Genomic DNA, 16,337 nt, shown 5'->3' with positions numbered 1-16,337 from the left:
ACGACCACGCTGCGCGTGCCGGCCAGTCCCGAACTCGCCGACATGTGGCCGGTCCTCGACAAACTGGAACGCGACACCGGCGTGCGCCTCGACCTCGACTACCGGGCCACGAACGACGTCGGCGACCTGCCTGTCGATGGGCGCCACGACTACGACCTGGCCTGGCTGTCCTCCGACCGCTACCTCCGGTTGAAGCTCAAGGAGTCAGGCAGGACCGGCGCACGCCCACCCCTGAGTACCGCCGTCATGCGCTCACCCGTCGTCATCGGCCTGACGCGCGACGTCGCGCAGCGGCTGCGGCAGCAGGTACCCGGTGGGCGCCTGTCCTGGGCGGACATCGCCGACGCCGCCGCCACCGGCACCATACGCTTCGGCATGGCCGACCCCCGGCATTCGGGCAGCGGGCTCGCCGCTCTCGTCGGGGTCGCCACCGCCGCCGCAGGCACCGGAAGCGCGCTGCGCCCCTCGGACGTCTCCTGCGACCGGCTGCGCGGCTTCCGCTCCGGGCAGTCCCTCACCGCCGACACCTCACGGAACCTGATCGACGCCTTCGTGGCGGGAGGGCGGAAGGCCAACGCGCTGATCACCTACGAGTCCGAACTCCTCGCGCTGAACAGGTCCGGCCGGCTCCCCCAGCCCCTTGAGATCGTCTACGCCGCCGACGGCACGGTGCTCTCGGACTATCCGCTGCTCCTGCTCGACGACGGCCGCCGCGCTGCTTACGACCGGGTGGTGGAGTGGCTGACGCACGACGACCACCAGCGGGAGATCATGCGCCGGACCCTGCGGCGCCCGGTCAGCCCGTCGGTGCGCCGCGAGGCCGAGTTGAGCGTCCCGCTGGCCAACGCGCTGTACTTCCCCGACGATCTCGCCGTCGTCGAACGGCTCATCACCGACTATGGCGACCCCCGGCGCCCCGCCGCCGACCAGGTCGTCTTCCTGCTGGACTTCTCCAGTTCGATGCGGGGTGGCCGGACGGCGTCGCTGCGCGCCGCGTTCGCCGGTCTCAGCGGGGCTGACTCCTCGCCGACGGCCAAGTTCGCCCGGTTCCACCAGGGCGAGCGGCTGACCGTGGTGCGCTTCGGGGACAGCGTCCTGGGCGAGCGGACGGTCACCGTGCACGGCCCCGGGGACCTCCGGGCCCTCGACGCGTTCATCGCCCCGACGACTACGACGGGGCCACCGCCGTGTGGTCCGCGCTCGACCACGGCTACCGCACGGTTGCTGCGGCCGTCCGCGAAGACCCTCGGCGGGCCGTGTCCATCGTGTTGATGACGGACGGCGAGAACAACGCCGGCATCACGTACGCCGAGTTCGTACACCGGTACCGGGCGCTGGCGCCCAAGGTCCGCCGGGTCCGCACCTACCCCGTGCACCTCGGCGAGGCCGACGCCGGGGAACTGCGGCGCGTGGCCGCCGCGACCGGCGGGCACATGGTGGACGCCGACGAGTCATCCCTCTCCGAGGCATTCAAGGAGATCCGTGGCTGTGGTTGACGGCGCCTGGTGGGGCGCGTGGTGGGCATGGATGATCGCCTGGCTGGTGGCGGCGCTGGGCGTACTGGGCGCCTGCGTCCTGCTCCTGGCGCTGGCGCACAGGAGACTCAACGGCCCCCGCAAGGAGCACCCGGGGCTGAGTATCTGCGTCTACTTGCACGAGAAGTCCGTCAAGAACTTGGACGAGCTCGGCAACTACAACGCGGCGCTGGAGAGGGTGTCGAGGAGCGCCGCAAGGTCACCGCCGAGATCGGGTTCTGGGCCAGGCTGTTGTCGCTGGTTCTGAAGGCGCGCCGGGAGAGCAGCCAGGAGACGTTCACGAGTTACGTGCGGGGGAACTCTTCGCTGTCGACCGTGGGCATGCTGCTGTCCGTGTTCGACCGGGAGGACGCCGTCGTCCACGTCGACCTGCGTTCGGGTGTCCTGTCTCCGAACCGCGCGCTCAACCGGGAACTGAGGGTGGCCGGTGGCCGCGCTGCGAACGTGGACCAGGTAGCCCTGCGACGTCACGGAGTTCGTCTCGGTCCGGGGCCGCTTCATGGTCCATCCCGAGCCCACAGGCGGCTACGTCCTACGGGCCCGGTACGGCAACGGGGAGGAACCAGCGCATCTCAGGGTCCCGCTCCCCGCCGCCGGACTGCAGACCGACACGAAGTACGAGATCGAGGTCCAGGCCCGCTGCCTCGGCAAGATCACCGGCTGGAACCCCGAACTGCGGGAGGTCACTCTGGATGCGATCGCCGTCTTCCAATAGTGCCCCAACTCGCCCCGAGGGAAGGCACGGGCGCTGGGCACAGGGCTTCGCCTCATGAGTCGGCCACTCGCACGGGCAACGACTTCAGACCGTTGATGAAGTTCGACACCAGGCGGCGTGGTGGAGTTGAGAGTTGGAGTGGGGCGGGCAGAGCACGGCAGACCTCGTCGTACAGGGCTCGTAGTTGCAGGCGCGCGAAGTGGGCGCCGAGGCAGACGTGGGGGCCGTCGCCGAAGGAGACGTGGGGGTTCGGGGTGCGGGTGAGGTCCAGGGTGAACGGGGCGGGGAAGACGCGTTCGTCGTGGTTGGCGGAGGCGTGGAACACGACCACCTTGTCGCCTGCGCGGATGCGGGTGCCCGACAGTTCCGTGTCATGGTTGGCGGTGCGGCGGAAGGTCAGCACCGGTGGGTACCGGCGGAGCAGTTCGTCGATTGCGGTGGCTGGTTGCACCTTGCCGTTGCTCAACTGAAAGTAAGCATCCGGGTGTTGGGCCAGCAGGTGCAGGCCGCCAGGGGCCGCGCTGCGCACCGTGTCGTTCCCGGCGATCACCAGCAGGAAGAAGAACATCTCCAGTTCGGGGCCGGTCAGTTCGGGGTCGGTGGCGAGCGCCGTCATCACGTCGTCGGCGGGGTGCCGGCGCTTGTGGGCCGCCAGGGTGTGCGCGTAGTCGAACATGTCGCGCAGGGACGAAGGGGAGCGGGGGTTGACCGGCTTGCCGTCCGGGCCGAGCGTCGGCGGTCCGGCCTCCTCGGGGTCCTGGTAGCCGATGACGCGTCGGGTCCAGTGCAGGAGGAGAGCCCGGTCGCTGTCCGGTACGCCCAGCAGGTCGGTGAGGTTGAGCAAGGCGTAGTCGTCGGTGACCCGGGCGACGAGGTCGCAGGTGCCGTCGCCGGCCCGCGCCTCGGTGACCGCCCGCGTGAGCAGGGAACGGGCTCGTTCACGGACGACCGCGGCGAAACGGTCCACGCGCTTCGGAGTGAAGGCTCGGCTGACCAGTACGCGCAGGCGCCGGTGGTGCGGCGGGTCCTGGTTGAGCATCATGCGGCGGATGAACGGCAGGTCGGCGGGGTCCGGGTCGCGGATCTGGGTGGCGCCCAGGTACGAGGAGTACGTCGCGGAGTCCTTCAGGACCCGGACCACGTCCTCGTGCCGGGTGACCGCCCAGAAGCCGGGGCCTGCCGGCCAGCCGAGTACCTCCGGCTCCTCCTGCCACGCCACGGGGTGGTGGTCGCGCAGGTGGCGGTAGCGGTCGTGGGGGATGCCTCGCTCGTACTGCCTGGGGTCGAAGACGTCCGGTACGGGCGTTTCGGGGGCGGGCGCGCTCACACCTCGGCGTCCGCCCGCAGGAAGTCCTCCACCACCCGGATCAGGTCGAGCGGGGTCTCGTCCATCGCGTAGTGGCCGCACGACGGCAGCTCCGCCAGTTCGGCCCGCGGGAACCAGCGCATCCAGGTGGCCCGCTGCAGCTCGGCGGACAGGGCCGGGTCCAGCGCGCCCACGACGGCGAGGGCGGGCACGGGTGAACCTTCGACCTGGTCGTGGAAGTCCTCGCTCGCCCAGGAGTCCAGCCAGGCCCGGAACGCCTTGGCGTCGCTGCATTCGACCGAGCGGCGCACCATGCGGTCCAGCCAGCCTGCCGGGCGCCGGCCCCCGGTGGTGATGTCGAGGATGATCCGCCGGTTCTGCGGGGTGTGCGCCGCCGCGGCGAAGAGTTCCCACTGCTCGGGCGGGAGGGGCAGGCCGGATGCAGGGACCGGCGACACCCCCACGATTCTGCGCACCCGCTTCGGCGCGGCGGCCAGCGTCCGCTGGATGACGGAGCCGCCCATCGAGTGACCGATCAGCGAGAACCGCTCCCAACCGAGCCGGTCGGCCAGCGCGAGCACGTCCTCGGCTCCCTCGGTCGTGGTGTACGAGCCGACCGCGCCCCGGGCCTCGCCGTATCCCCGCAGGTCCACCACCGCGTACTGGAACGAACCGAGGTCGAGATCCGGCAGTACGGGGGCGTACGCGGAGCGGTCCGCGAGCCAGCCGTGCACCGCGATCACCTTGTGCGGGCCGTCGCCGTGCAATTCATGGGGCAGAACGGACAATGCGGTCACGCTGGCTCCCGTCGCCGTACGGAGAGAAACCGGTCGGTCACCGGCCGGCCCCGGACCACAGTCGCGTCAACTCCGGGTCCACGCAAGGGACCGGACCGAGAGTCCACCGTCTTGCCGCAGAAAGCGTGGCTTTCTCCTACTTCATGCATTAGGGCGCGTATCGAGTCGTGATCAATCTGCAGGAAACGCCCTCACTCCGAGGTCTGATTCGGTAGATCATCTTGCGTGACGCGAGTGCAACTGACGGACGAAGAGTGGGAGTTCATCGGGCCATACCTGCCGATCGGCGAGTATGGCCCTTACCCCGAGCGCCTGCGGCAGCAGCTCGAGGGCGTGATCTGGCGGTTCAAGACCGGCGGGCAGTGGCGGGAGATGCCGCAGGAGTTCGGGGCCTGGTCGACGGGGGATCGGCCGGTACCGGGATGAGGGGGCGCCGCCGCCGACCGCGGGTTCGTTGTGGCGTGCGCGGGGAGCCCCCATCCCGTCCGCCGTCGACCCAGGCAGAGCCGAGCAGACGCGGCCCATGGCGTCCAGGTCGTTCGTACAGTGGCGCGCTCCACCTGGACGCCATGGACCACGCCCGCTCCACGGTGTGTGGGTCGACGGCGGACGGGATGGGAGCTGGGGAGGGCGGTGGGTTGAGGAGGAATGATGCCGTCATAGCAGGTAGGCGTCCCCTCAACGACCTCCAATCGGTCCGTGGCCTGTTCTGGCGCCCGGCCCCCGCAAAGATCAGCTCCCCGCCCTTTGGACGCCGACCAATGGGCGTGCAGCGCGCAATAGGCGCGACCACACTGAAAGCATGAAAGGTAGTTCGCCTGGGCAGGGCACGCCCTCACCTGGCGCAGACGCTGCGCAGCGGCGTGATCACACAGGTGCCGCATACGGCTCGCTGCTCATGGCCTCGGTAGTGATCGGAGCCAGCTCGCTCGGTTCCTTCCCGCGGCTGAAACTCGTAATCCTGTTGCTGTGCACCGGGGTGGCGTTCTGGGCCGCCAACGTGTTGGCCCGGCTGTTCGGACAGCGGATCATGTACGAGCCGGTGAGCGTGAAGGAGACCCGGCGGGTGTGCGTGGCCCAGTGGCCCATCGCCAAGGCGGCCGTCCCACCCGCCGTGGCAGTCGCCGTCAGCCCTCTTCTGGGCCTCGACCCAAGAGGGACGGCTTGGCTGGCTCTGGGCGTAGCGCTGGCCGGTTATGTCGGATGGTCCACAGCCGCTGCTGTGCGCGCGGGCGTCACAGGCCGCACACTGGTGACCGCGGGGGCGGTCAACTTGGTCCTCGGCCTGCTCATCGTGCTCCTCAGGGTCGCCCTGGCGGGCTGACGGCGCCGGCATCCGCGATCCGCGGTTGGCGTGCCCGCCCTCGTGGCTGGCTGTCGTCGGCTGAGATCCATGCGGCCCGTTCGATGGTGTCCGCCGTCGACCAACGGCCGAACTCTAGTGATCAATCCTGGGCCGTCCCTGGGCCGTGCGAGGGCGACCAGCGGCGACCGACAGTGACAGACGTCCCATGGTCGTTGCGAGCGAAGTCGGGTGCGTTGTCGAGGTCACCGGCTTCCCAACCACTCGGCCGGGGCGGCAGCATCCAGGGCGGGAGTGCGTCCCATGCGGTCGTCATCGTGTCCTCCTTCGGGCGCCCCGGCCAGCTTAATCCGTCAGTTCCGCGTGGCGGCGGTGCGGGCTGCGACGAGGGCGGCGACGGGGTCGGCTGTGGCGGGGGCGCAGGGCCACCATTGGGTGGCGGAGCCGCTGCCTTCACGGGCGTAGGGATGCCATCGGCCGTCGGGGCCGAGGCGGATCTGGACGTCCTCGTCATCGGCGGTGAGACGGTTGCGCCAGACGCGTACCCGCACGGTGCTCGCGGTGTCGTCCTCGGTCTCGGCGTTGTCGGGGTCGCAGAGGGCGGCGCGGGCGGCGGCCATGGCATTGGCGTCGGGGGTGAGGGGCGTGCGGGCGACGGCGACGCCGGCGGGGCCGCCGTGGCGCTGGGCGCGGACCAGGAGGGCGAAGTCGAGTGGAGGCAGGCCGGTGGCGCGTACGAGTTGGTGGAACCAGTGCTCGCCGACCCCGCTCGCGGCGAGGCGTACGGCGTCGTCGAGCGGGGTGCAGGTGAGGGAGGCGGTGTGCCCGGCCGTGAGGGCGCGGGCGCGCTGAGCGGTGTCCCGGGTGAGGGCTTCGAGGTCGTCGAGGGTGAAGGGGGCCTCGGGCGGGGGCGTGGTCGTGAGGGGGAAAGGGGCCGGCCCGGCGTCGGCGGGAGCACTCTCGGCTCCCTCGGTCCGTGGGGTGGGCGGGGCGAAGACGCCGCTGTAGGAGGCGAACGCATCACGGGCGGGCACGCCCCGGCCGCGGGGTGTGCCGCCGGTTTCCGGCGCGGCGCCCGTGTGGGCCTGGCGGCGGGTGCGCAGCGCGGCCAGGACGGTGTCCTTGGTGCGGCCGCGGAGAGTGAAGAGCCAGAAGGGGTCGTCATCAAGGTGGACGGCGGTGGCGTAGCACAGGGCGGCGGCGTGCTTGCAGGGGTAGCCCCAGTCGGGGCAGGAGCACTCCGGGTCGAGTTCGCTCGGCTCGGGCAGCAGGGGTACGCCGGCGGTGCGGGCGTCGTCGACGAGATCGGCGGGCATCTCGCCGTCGAGGAGGGCGGCGGTGCGGCCGGCCTGGGCGGCGATGGCGTCGAGGAGGGTGTCCCACTGGGCGTCGGTCAGGACGCGCAGGTGCACCGCGGCGTCGTACGGCCACGGGTTGCTGCCCTCGACCTCGGCGCGCAGCACACCGGGAGTGACGGTGACCGGGCCCACCATGCCCTTGCGGGCGTAGGTGCGGCCGCGGGAGAGGCGACCGTTATCGAGGGTGGAGGCCTCCAGGGCATCCACCCAGGCCTGCCCCCACCAGGTGGCGGCGAAGGCGCGGCTGCCGGTACGGGGGGCCTTGCGTGCGGGGGTCATGCCTCGAACTCCTTGGAGAGTGCGACGAGTTCGGCGAGGTCGGCGTCGGAGAGTTCGGTCAGGGCGGCCTCACCGGAGGCGATGACCTGCTCCGCGAGGGCGCGCTTGGCACCGAGCAGGCGGGCGACCCTGTCCTCGACCGTGCCCTGCGTGGTGAGCCGGTGGACCTGGACGGGGCGGTCCTGGCCGATCCGGTAGGCACGGTCGGTGGCCTGGTCCTCGACGGCCGGGTTCCACCAGCGGTCGTAGTGGATCACATGGGTGGCGCGGGTGAGGTTGAGGCCGGTACCGGCTGCCTTCAGAGAGAGCAGGAAGACGGGGAACTCGCCCTCCTGGAAGGCGGCGACCATCTCCTCGCGCCGAGGGACGGCAGTGGCACCGTGCAGGTAGCGGGCGCGGACGCCGCGGTCGGCGAGGTGCCGCTCCAGGAGCTTGCCCATCTGCGTGTACTGGGTGAAGACCAGAGCGCCCTCGCCTTCGGCCACCACCGTGCCGAGTAGTTCGTCGAGGAGCTCCAGTTTGCCGGAGCGGCCGGGCAGCGGGCCGGCCTCGCGCAAGTAGTGGGCGGGGTGGTTGCAGATCTGCTTGAGGGCGGTGAGGAGTTTGAGGACCAGGCCACGGCGGGCGATGCCGTCTGCCTTCTCGATCCGGGCCATGGCCTCGCGCACCTGCGCCTCGTACAGGGCGGCCTGCTCACGGGTGAGGGCGACGGGGTGGTCGGTCTCGGTCTTGGCCGGGAGCTCGGGGGCGATCCCGGGGTCGGACTTGCGGCGGCGCAGCAGGAACGGGCGGGTGAGCCGAGTGAGGTGCTCGGCGGCCTGCCGGGCCTGATCGGCGGTCTCCGCGTCATCGTCCATGCCCAGCGCGCCGCGCTCGATGGCTCTGGCGAAACGGTCGCGGAAGGCGGACAGTGGGCCGAGCAGGCCGGGGGTGGTCCAGTCGAGCAGTGCCCACAGTTCGGAGAGGTTGTTCTCCACCGGGGTGCCGGTGAGCGCGACGCGGGCGCGGGCGGGCAGGGCGCGCAGTTCGCGGGCGGTGGTTGCGTACGGGTTCTTGACGTGCTGGGCCTCGTCGGCGGCGACGAGCGACCACTTCACGGCGGCGAGCCGCTCCCGGTCGCGACGCAGCACACCGTAGGTGACCAGGACGAGTTCGTTCCCGGCGAGGTGGTCCAGGGTACGCTCGCCGCCGTGGTAGCGGCGTACCGGCACGGCGGGGACGAAGCAGGCGGCCTCGCGCTGCCAGTTGCCGAGCAGCGAGGCCGGGCAGACCACGAGGGTGGGACCCGCGGTGTCGGGCTGCTCCTGGCGGTGCAGGTGGAGGGCGAGCAGCGTGACGGTCTTGCCGAGGCCCATGTCGTCGGCGAGGACTCCGCCCAGCGTGAGGCGGGTCATGTCCGCCAGCCAGGCAAGGCCCCGCTGCTGGTAGCCGCGCAGGGTGGCGGTCAGGCCCTCCGGCGCCCGGACGGGGGTACGGCCCTCGGGGTCGCGCAGCCGCGCCACCAGCTCACCGAAGGTGCCGGCCGCCTCGACCGCGACGCGCTCGCCGTCCCACTCCACCTCCCCGGTCAGCGCCGCTTGGAGCGCGTCCAGCGGGGCGAGTTCGCGGCTGCGTTGCCGCTTGAGGCGGGCCACCAGCTTCGGGTCGGCGACGACCCACTGGTCGCGCAGCTTGACCAGCGGACGGCGGGCCTCGGCGAGCAGGTCGAGTTCGGCTTCGGTGAGCTTCTCGCCTCCGAGCGCGACATGCCAGGAGAAGTCGAGCAGGGCATCGCGGCCCAGCAGGGTGTCCACGGTCGCACCGGGAGCGGTGACCGCCCCGATCTCCGCACGCGTTTCTAGGGACTTGACCAGCTCGCGTGGCCAGTGCACGCGCACACCCGCCATGCTCAGTGCGCCGGTGGCGTCCCCCAGCAGGTCCATGGCCTCCTCGTCGTCGAGCCGGAGCGCGCAGGGGGCGGCCTCGGCGAGCAGGCGGGTCAGCGGCTGCCAGGCGCGGGCTGCGCGGCGCAGCGCGAGCAGCGCCTCGGCCTCGGCGTGCGGGCCGAGCAGGCGCTGTGCGCGGTGCGGGTCGGCCCACAGCTCGGCGGCGTCCAGAACCAGGGACGGATCGGCCGCGGTGCGCAGTTGCAGCACGGCCCGGAAGGCGCGGCGCCGCCCGGCCGGGGGCTCCACCCTCAGTTCCACACTCACCTGCGCGGCCCGCTCGGCGGCGGCCTCGACCGCCCACTCGACCAGGCCCGGATGCAGGGCGGTGGCCCGGTCGGCGTACGGATTGCCGGGCACGGCCCAGCCGGCCGCCGGCGTGCGCGGCAGAGCATCCGCGAGCGCGTCACAGAACTCCCCTATCAGAGCAGCCGGTTCGGCGATTCGTACGGTCTTGTCGTCCGTCGAGGGCGCGGGGAGGTTGTGGGCGTACGGCGGCAGGGCAGCGGCCAGCGCGTCCAGGTCCCGCTTTCCGCTCGCACCGGGCGGTCCGAAGCGCCAAATGGTGTACGTGTCGGAGGTCAGCGCCGGATACAGGCGTCCCTCGCCCAGCAGTCGAAGGGCGAGACGGGCGACGGCTTCCCACGCGAGGAGGGAGGGATGAACCCCGGTCTCAGGCAGGTCGAGCAGGAGGGCGAGCGCGGCGCACGGGCCGAGAGCCCACCCTTCGACGGTGCGGGTGCGCACCCCGGCGCCGTGTGGCAGAACCAGCGGCAGCCGGACCCGCTCCACTGCCTCCGGCGCGGCGGCCTGGGCGGGCACGCAGCGGGCGTCGGCGGCGGACCGGTAGAGCACCAAACGGCCGAGCCGGGCCGGCTGTCCCGGCTCGGCCGGGGCGAACACGGCCGCCCAGCCGCTGGCGACGAGATGCTCGCGGGCCCAGGCGGTGGCAGCGGGATTGGCGAGCGGTGCGGCTTCGGTGCCGATCTCCCTCACGAGCAGGCTCACTTGGCGCTCCCCGCCTTGAACGCGGCCTTCCGCAGCCGCTTGGCCAGGGCCTTGTCGACGGGCTTGACGGCATCGGCCAGCGCGCCGAGCACCTCGCCGGCGTGCGGGTGGCCGGCCCGCCACAGGTCGTCGGCGCGCTCGGCCAGCTGATCGAGCGGACGCCGGCCCCCCTCGGCGCCCGCCAGCAGCCGTTCGCGGAGCGCCTGCTCGCCCGCCCTGGCGAACGGCAGCGCACCGTCCACCAGCATCCACTCCAAACCCCACGCCTCTTCCCCCTCGGCGGGTTCACCGATCCGGCGCAGCATCGAAGCCGCCGCGTGCGAACAGCCGGTGACCTTCGAGACCGCCGCCTTGCGCAGCACCGCCTTCGCCCGCCCGGTGCGGTCCGCCTCCAGTACGGCGGCCAGCACCCGCGGGGCCTGCAGGCGGCGCAGGGCATCGGCCGGCTCCGTGCCGTCGCAGGCGTCCACCACCTGGACGGCCGCGTCCGCCGTGGGGCGGGCCGCCAGCCAGCCCGCCACCTCCGCCGCCGCGTCCGTCTCGGAGCGGTACGAGCCGAGCGCGGCCAGCAGCGCGGAGGCATCCGCCTGGGCGAGCGAGCCGATCACCGGTGCCGGGACGCCTGCCGCCACCAGCAGCGCGCGCAGGCCGGAGCGGCCCAGCGCAGTGAGCCGGAAGCGGCCGGCAGACGGCGTGCCGCCGTCGGGCCCGTCGAGCAGCAGGGCGAGCGCGGCGCCTTCCACCAAAGGCTCGTGGCCCTCGCGTTCGGCGGCCCCGAACAGCTCCAGAGTCCCGGCGGTGTCGTGGTACTGGTCGACGAGGAGCGCCGAGACCAGCCGCCGGGCCGGACCTTCGGGCAGCCCTTCCATGCCGTCGGTGAGGAAACCGGCGACATCCAGCCACTCCCCGTCAGGCAGCCCGTACGCCGTGATCAGCATCAGGAACACCAGCGGCGGGGCTTCCTCGGTCAGCTCCCGCAGCGGCTGCAGCCCGCCCAGCAACTCGTCCAACGCGGGGAAGGCGAGGGAGAGTTCGACCGCCGCACCCGCCACCGCTTCCTGCCAGGCAGCCAGGAGTGCCGCGTCGTCGTCCTGGTCCGGCAGTTCGTCGCCGGCGTACGCCCGGTTGCCTTCCACCTCGACGAAGCCACAGTTCAGCGCCCAGTCCCAGGGCAGAGCCAGCGGCTCCATGTCAGCCGCGCTGCGGACCTTCGCCAGCCGCGCGGCCCGCTCCTCGGCATCACCCCACTCGTCGGGGTCGACGCGCCACAGCTCAGCCTCCTCCACGGCCTGCCGGGCGAGCTTCGGCCGCAGCACCTCCTTCGGGGTCAGTTCCTGACCGTCGCCGCACCAGTGCGCGAGCCGTACCGCCGCCATGAAGGCGGGCACCTCGCGCACCGCGCGAGCCAGCTCCGCCTCGCCGGGCAGCCGCACGGCCGGCAACCGCAGGCCCACGGCTTCCAGGACATCGGACAGCGACATCTCGTCGTCCGGCCCGTCGTCCTCGGCAAGCGGCCCCGCGCCGCCGGGCAGCGGGTGCAGACCGCCGCACTCGCACCGGTACATCCCCGGCGAAGCCTGGCGTCCGCCCGGCCCGCCGCGCCTCTTCCGCTTCGTGCCCACCGCCCGGCGCAGTGGCACCTGCGCGAGCTCCCCGGTGAGCTCGGCGGGATCGAAGGCGGCCGGGTCGAAGCCTTCCTCGTACAGGCCCGCCAGCACCTCGTCGTGCAGGCCGTCGTACTCCACCCACTCCTCACCGCCGTGCCGGACAAGCATGGGGCTCGGCCGCTCCCCGTCCGCGTACCGCTCCAGCAGTGCGGCCAGTCCCCACACACCGCCGAGGTCCTCGGCGGGCGGCATGGCCCGGCGCCCGCCCGTGCACACCGCGTGCTCCCCTTCGCCCTCCCGGACGGGGCGGACGGCCTCCACCGTGATCCGGTGCAGCCAGTCGTCGCCGAAGTCGTACGAGTAGTCCATGCGGCCGCCGGTGCCCGGCAGGACGTCCGCGAGGGCGGCCTCCTCCTCGTCGAAGACCGGGGTGTCGAGGTCCTCCGGAGGGGCGTACCGTCCGCCGGAGCGGTCCTCGAAGGCGTGCAGGTGCATGCCCTCCCAGCCGAACGTCACCTGGATCACGTCGTGCAGCGACCCCAGGGTGATGTCCGAAGGCACCACCAGCCGCCGCCACACCGGAGGTTTCATCCCCACCAGAGCGACCTTGAGCTGGTGGACGGAAGCAGTGCGCTCCCCGGGGCTGCGCTGGGCGGTCATGGCTGAGGGCTTCCCACTCGTCGGAGGCATAAGCACCGGGGCACACGACGCGCCCGTCACTGTACGCCGAACGGCTGACCCTGCAATTCTTACAGTCGGCAACCATCGGCCCGGCCGTCGGGCGGAATTTCCCCGGCCGACTTGCGCATGAACCGCATCTTGTGCCTGAGCTGAACCAAGCAAGACGGTGCGAGAGACAGCCGTGGACGGCCCAAAGGCCTGGGCCCGTCATCCGAGCGAAAAGGACAAGAGTAGTCATCGTGGACCAGGGAAAGGACGCCCACCGCGTGCCACCGATCTTCGTCATACTCCCCGACGCCCAGGAAGTCCGCGGACGGCTGCACGCCCGCCGACAGGTGAAGGACGGCTGGCTCTACCAAGTAGGAATCCTGGTGTGGCAGGACGGCACAAACGGCTCCGCCGAACCTGCCGAGCAGCGAGTCTGGGTGAGTCCCGCACACGGACGCCCGGTACCCGGTGTCTCCTACGAGCACGTCCCGACCCACCGTCTGTCCGGAACAGACACCCCGTCCCAGAAACGCCCGCCCGCATGGACACTCCAGTACCTGCCCCACCGCCCCGGACACCCGGGCGCCACACTCCTCCACGTCGTCGGCTGCACCCCCAGCGACCAGACACTCACCCGGGAAGAGGCCCTTGCCGCGCTCCATCAACCCCGCTCAGCAGCCTGCATTGAGTGCGACGCGGCCCGATCCCTCACCCCGGAACAGCATCAGACCGACCAGAACCACCAGACCCAACAACAGCGCGACGACGAATCTCTGCAGGACACGGACCCCAGCGAAACGCCCCCATAACCGCCCAGCCCGAAAGAGCGGCGCGACAAGGAACAGAGAACAGAGGAGGTTGTCGCCCTCGGCGACCCACACGTACGTCAAGAGCGTCTCTTCCGCACCCAGGATGCTGCTCGGGACCTGCTCTTCGGCCTGTGAGCACACCGGCCGATCGCCCGTGAACCAGCCCGGAGATGCCGTCGGCCTGTGCGCACTACCGTGGAGCCGTGCCGATGACGATAAGCAGCTGCTCTGCCTGCGGCGGGGAAACTTGGGTGAACACCGCCGACACCGAACGGTGGTTCTGCGACTGCGGAGCCGAACAAATTCCCGAGAGCTCTGTGACCTGTGAGGGCGACGGCCCCAAGGGCGCGCGGCCCTGACATCGTGGGCTCGGGCCTTTACTGACCTGCTTCGCTGGTTGTGCGGGCAGGCCGCACCAGGGGGTCCGCGCTTGCGCGAAGGGGCGAAGCCCGCAACGTTGTGCCAGGTCAGGCACGACCCGGTTACGCGATCTTCCAAACTGGTGCTCCAGGACCCGAGCGCGGCGACGCTTGATTGGGTCATTGAAACTCCAGCCCAAAGCCGCTCCACCGACCTCGCTATCCGCTGCTGCGTCATGACCGATGCACGGTCCGATCACTGCGCAGCGGCATGGAGTCCCAGTACAGCCATTGCTCCTCGTCCACTACCGGCGTGTAGCCGTTGAGGGGCTGGCCGGTCTCGAGAGACGTGGCGATCGCCTCCATGAGCACCGGCAGGGACGTCCACATCTCGTGCGATTTACGCATAATGCCGTCCACGGCATCGGCTTCGTGGACGCGCCCCCGGTCGATCTCGGGACGGTGGTCCAGTACGAGGAAACCCCCGCTGACGTCCCGCGCGATGGGGATCAACTGCGGGTGTCCGTACAGGACGCTACTGAACCCGATCTTCATGAAGTCGTAGTCCGCCTCCTCCCCTTTCTCATCCGCCGTGCGCTTGTCGTAGAAGCCGGTGAAGCGTTGCCACTCAGCCACTATCTCGCGTGCACTCATCGGTCTGTAGAACCCTGGCAGCAGCCAGCCCCGCTGATCGAGGAGACCGTCGTGCCGCAGCAGCGACATCACCAAGGGCTTCAGCAGTGGCCGGCCGATGACGCGTTCGGTCGCCGCGATGTCCGCCGGATCCGCGGGCGGCGCCAGCGCGGCGTAGGTCGCCGGCGCATGCTCGGCCAGCCAGTTCTCGATTCGCGTCCACGACTCACTGATCGATGCGGTCATGGCCCGGCATCCTGCCACCCGATGCCGACAACCCCTTGAGAACAGCCGACGGTGGCCGTGCCCCCGGCACATCCGGCTGGGCCGTCTCTGGGCCGTGCGAGGGGACTCAACGATGACAGGCGACGACAGCCGCCGACCGCTGACCCGCAGGAGCTTGACTCGACCATTGAGTCTCCACCGACCTCGTGGGAAGGCGCAGGTCGTGGCAGAGAAACGGCCCTTGGCAATGCGCGCGGTCACCTGCCACGATCTAGCCGTGATCAACCTTTCGAAGATCGCGAGGCTGGCAGACGTGCTCCTCGATGTGGTGGGCGTGGCAGTCGGTTCACTGCTGCTGGTGATCGGTATCGAGACCTACCGCGACGGTGGATCCGTGGGCTGGCCCATCGCCGGATCAGTGCTGTTCTTGGTCAACCTCTGGGTAGCCTGCCGTCGATTCACCCGGCGCAGAAAGCCGGCTCCGTCGTCGTAGCCGCACCCAGGCAGCCCCCCGTGCCCCTTGCGTGCCCGATGGGAGAGCAAGCAGCGGGGACCAACGGGGAACGTCGGCGATCCTCCCGAGAACACCCAGCCACCGTTCTGCCAGGTCAGGCCGGATCCGCATACGCGATCTTCCAAACTGGTGCTCCAGGATCCGAGTGCGGCGCTTGACTGGGTCATTGAAACTCCAGGCCAAAGTCGCTACACCGACCGCGTGGGCGGGTGCTGGCGTCGTCCCATGGTCACGATAGCTGTCGGGTTATAGCCGTGCGGCCTGATCGCACTCATCATGAGCGGCATGCAGAGTGTTCAGGTGGGAGCAGGAACCGGCAAGAAACGGGGATCACTTGGTAGGATCTCGGGCCTTTTCTTCATGATGGGGAGCATGGACGCGGGGATTTACCTTGCCGAGTTGATCACGGACGGTGACCGCTGGGTACAGATGCTTGAGCCCGCTGCTGGCCTGCTGTTCCTGAGCTGGGTTACTGGAGCCGTGCACCTTCTCCGGATCAGGAAGGCAGAGAGGCAGAACAGGTAGGGGTCACCAGCCCCGGGCGCCTGTGCGGTGCAGCAGCGAACCGCGACACCCCGCTCGGGCCGTCTCTGGGCCGTGCGGGGGTGCTCAACGATGACAGATCACGACAGTCGACGACGGCTCTTCCTCTGCTCAGAGACGGTGCTTCGGGTACCAGCGCAGGTGCTCACCAGTGAAGCAGAGTTGAGGAAGTGGGAACCTAACGGCCGCAGGTCAGTCCCGCACGCTGCGCTACCTTGCGGCAATGGATGAGGCGACTGTGGGGTCCCCGGAGCCCTGCGACTGGTGCGGGCGGCTCGGATCAGTGATCCAATTCGACAGCTGGGCGGAGGACGGGACACTCCTCTACCGTGACCCGGCCCTGTGCCCCGTGTGCGAGCTGCTCACCGACGCCGACACAGGCGACGTCGGCGACGCCTTCTATCAGCTCGTGACAGATCTCAATCTTCGGCTGGCGAACTTCGAGGCCGGGTTGGCTGCCCGGTGGCAAGAGAAGGTCCGTACCGGGCAGCGGCAGCCACAGCGGGCGGACGAACGGCCGCCAGGACAACGCTGAAGCTGGGGCGTGGCCGCCAGCAACGGGGCGTGCCCTCCGCGTGCCTGATCACGCGGTACCTGGCGGGGAACAACGGGACTCGTGGTGTCCACAGCACGAAGCCGCAGGTTGGCGCCTTGGCTGGTCAGACATCCCATGCCGTTGTGGTGTCAAGTGGCGGCCGAGAGGGTCGCGTGGTGTGACCACGCGGTGGATTCGTCGTAGGGAGTGCGCGTCT

15 protein-coding genes and 1 pseudogene are annotated in these 16,337 nt (G+C 70.7%); 10 read left to right on the top strand and 6 right to left on the bottom strand.

Translation table 11 applies throughout. The features are described from left to right. Nucleotides 1-15 precede the first annotated feature (15 nt). The 4 genes from ABZ818_RS31390 to ABZ818_RS31375 all read left to right on the top strand — a co-directional run bounded on the left by ABZ818_RS31390 (nt 16) and on the right by ABZ818_RS31375 (nt 2,250). A complete protein-coding gene (locus tag ABZ818_RS31390; protein ID WP_361422058.1) occupies nt 16-1,272 on the top strand; it encodes a substrate-binding domain-containing protein in 1,257 nt (418 codons plus the stop codon). After that, the gene (locus tag ABZ818_RS31385; RefSeq protein WP_361422055.1) at nt 1,188-1,496 is read left to right on the top strand and encodes a hypothetical protein; all 309 of its coding nucleotides are present in this window, start codon (nt 1,188-1,190) and stop codon (nt 1,494-1,496) included. Before ABZ818_RS31390 ends, ABZ818_RS31385 begins: the two co-directional genes overlap by 85 nt. Beyond that, nucleotides 1,483-1,782 (top strand): hypothetical protein, encoded by a 300-nt coding sequence (locus ABZ818_RS31380; RefSeq protein ID WP_361422052.1) that lies wholly within the window; start codon nt 1,483-1,485, stop codon nt 1,780-1,782. The genes ABZ818_RS31385 and ABZ818_RS31380 overlap by 14 nt, the downstream gene beginning before the upstream one ends. A gap of 252 nt (nt 1,783-2,034) precedes the next feature. Next, nucleotides 2,035-2,250: a hypothetical protein gene (locus ABZ818_RS31375; protein ID WP_361422049.1), complete on the top strand. Its 216-nt coding sequence runs from the start codon at nt 2,035-2,037 to the stop codon at nt 2,248-2,250. Nucleotides 2,251-2,302: 52 nt separating this feature from the next. Here ABZ818_RS31375 and ABZ818_RS31370 read toward each other — a convergent pair whose 3' ends face one another. After that, complete coding sequence (locus ABZ818_RS31370) at nt 2,303-3,577, bottom strand: cytochrome P450 (RefSeq protein WP_361422046.1); 1,275 nt, start codon at nt 3,575-3,577, stop codon at nt 2,303-2,305. Further along, complete coding sequence (locus ABZ818_RS31365) at nt 3,574-4,353, bottom strand: alpha/beta hydrolase (RefSeq protein ID WP_361422043.1); 780 nt, start codon at nt 4,351-4,353, stop codon at nt 3,574-3,576. The genes ABZ818_RS31370 and ABZ818_RS31365 overlap by 4 nt, the downstream gene beginning before the upstream one ends. A gap of 225 nt (nt 4,354-4,578) precedes the next feature. Here ABZ818_RS31365 and ABZ818_RS31360 point away from each other — a divergent pair. Together ABZ818_RS31360 and ABZ818_RS31355 are read left to right on the top strand one after the other, a co-directional pair. After that, nucleotides 4,579-4,755: pseudogene (locus ABZ818_RS31360) on the top strand (transposase); the annotation flags it as partial. Nucleotides 4,756-5,155: 400 nt separating this feature from the next. Continuing rightward, entirely contained in the window at nt 5,156-5,677 is a 522-nt protein-coding gene (locus tag ABZ818_RS31355; protein WP_361422040.1) for a hypothetical protein, read from the top strand. 332 nt (nt 5,678-6,009) lie between these two features. On the opposite strand, the gene ABZ818_RS31350 is transcribed toward ABZ818_RS31355, so the two are convergent. Genes ABZ818_RS31350 through ABZ818_RS31340 form a run of 3 tightly spaced genes read right to left on the bottom strand, consistent with a single transcriptional unit; the run spans nt 6,010 to nt 12,493 of the window. Next, a complete protein-coding gene (locus ABZ818_RS31350; protein WP_361422037.1) occupies nt 6,010-7,293 on the bottom strand; it encodes an SWIM zinc finger family protein in 1,284 nt (427 codons plus the stop codon). Then, on the bottom strand, nt 7,290-10,226 hold the full coding sequence (locus ABZ818_RS31345; protein ID WP_361422034.1) for a DEAD/DEAH box helicase: 2,937 nt from the start codon (nt 10,224-10,226) through the stop codon (nt 7,290-7,292). Before ABZ818_RS31345 ends, ABZ818_RS31350 begins: the two co-directional genes overlap by 4 nt. Beyond that, nucleotides 10,223-12,493, bottom strand: coding sequence for a plasmid pRiA4b ORF-3 family protein (locus ABZ818_RS31340; RefSeq protein ID WP_361422031.1), 2,271 nt, complete (start codon nt 12,491-12,493; stop codon nt 10,223-10,225). The genes ABZ818_RS31345 and ABZ818_RS31340 overlap by 4 nt, the downstream gene beginning before the upstream one ends. Nucleotides 12,494-12,654: 161 nt before the next feature. Between ABZ818_RS31340 and ABZ818_RS31335 the strand changes: the two genes are divergently transcribed. Then, a complete protein-coding gene (locus ABZ818_RS31335) occupies nt 12,655-13,311 on the top strand; it encodes a DUF6233 domain-containing protein (RefSeq protein ID WP_361422028.1) in 657 nt (218 codons plus the stop codon). 593 nt (nt 13,312-13,904) lie between these two features. Here ABZ818_RS31335 and ABZ818_RS31330 read toward each other — a convergent pair. After that, nucleotides 13,905-14,549 carry an SMI1/KNR4 family protein gene (locus tag ABZ818_RS31330; protein WP_361422025.1) on the bottom strand — a complete coding sequence of 215 codons (645 nt, stop codon included), beginning with the start codon at nt 14,547-14,549 and terminating at the stop codon, nt 13,905-13,907. A gap of 202 nt (nt 14,550-14,751) precedes the next feature. On the opposite strand from ABZ818_RS31330, the gene ABZ818_RS31325 reads away from it, so the two are divergent. From ABZ818_RS31325 to ABZ818_RS31315, 3 genes are all read left to right on the top strand, one after another. Then, nucleotides 14,752-15,021, top strand: coding sequence for a hypothetical protein (locus ABZ818_RS31325; protein ID WP_361422022.1), 270 nt, complete (start codon nt 14,752-14,754; stop codon nt 15,019-15,021). A 306-nt stretch (nt 15,022-15,327) separates the two neighbouring features. Continuing rightward, nucleotides 15,328-15,567: a hypothetical protein gene (locus tag ABZ818_RS31320; RefSeq protein ID WP_361422019.1), complete on the top strand. Its 240-nt coding sequence runs from the start codon at nt 15,328-15,330 to the stop codon at nt 15,565-15,567. 367 nt (nt 15,568-15,934) lie between these two features. Further along, on the top strand, nt 15,935-16,120 hold the full coding sequence (locus ABZ818_RS31315; RefSeq protein ID WP_361422016.1) for a hypothetical protein: 186 nt from the start codon (nt 15,935-15,937) through the stop codon (nt 16,118-16,120). Nucleotides 16,121-16,337 lie beyond the last annotated feature (217 nt).

It is taken from the genome of Streptomyces sp. NPDC047453 (genome assembly GCF_040643155.1).
In the GTDB taxonomy this organism is placed as follows: Bacteria; Actinomycetota; Actinomycetes; order Streptomycetales; family Streptomycetaceae; genus Streptomyces.
This window is presented reverse-complemented; position numbering and strand designations above follow the sequence as displayed.

What these genes read in the sequence shown, in the direction of transcription:
- ABZ818_RS31320 (WP_361422019.1), top strand. Translation starts at nt 15,328, where the DNA reads ATGCAGAGTGTTCAGGTGGGAGCAGGAACCGGCAAGAAACGGGGATCA.
- ABZ818_RS31355 (WP_361422040.1), top strand. Translation starts at nt 5,156, where the DNA reads ATGAAAGGTAGTTCGCCTGGGCAGGGCACGCCCTCACCTGGCGCAGAC.
- ABZ818_RS31375 (WP_361422049.1), top strand. Translation starts at nt 2,035, where the DNA reads ATGGTCCATCCCGAGCCCACAGGCGGCTACGTCCTACGGGCCCGGTAC.
- ABZ818_RS31330 (WP_361422025.1), bottom strand. Translation starts at nt 14,549, where the DNA reads ATGACCGCATCGATCAGTGAGTCGTGGACGCGAATCGAGAACTGGCTG.
- ABZ818_RS31340 (WP_361422031.1), bottom strand. Translation starts at nt 12,493, where the DNA reads ATGACCGCCCAGCGCAGCCCCGGGGAGCGCACTGCTTCCGTCCACCAG.
- ABZ818_RS31350 (WP_361422037.1), bottom strand. Translation starts at nt 7,293, where the DNA reads ATGACCCCCGCACGCAAGGCCCCCCGTACCGGCAGCCGCGCCTTCGCC.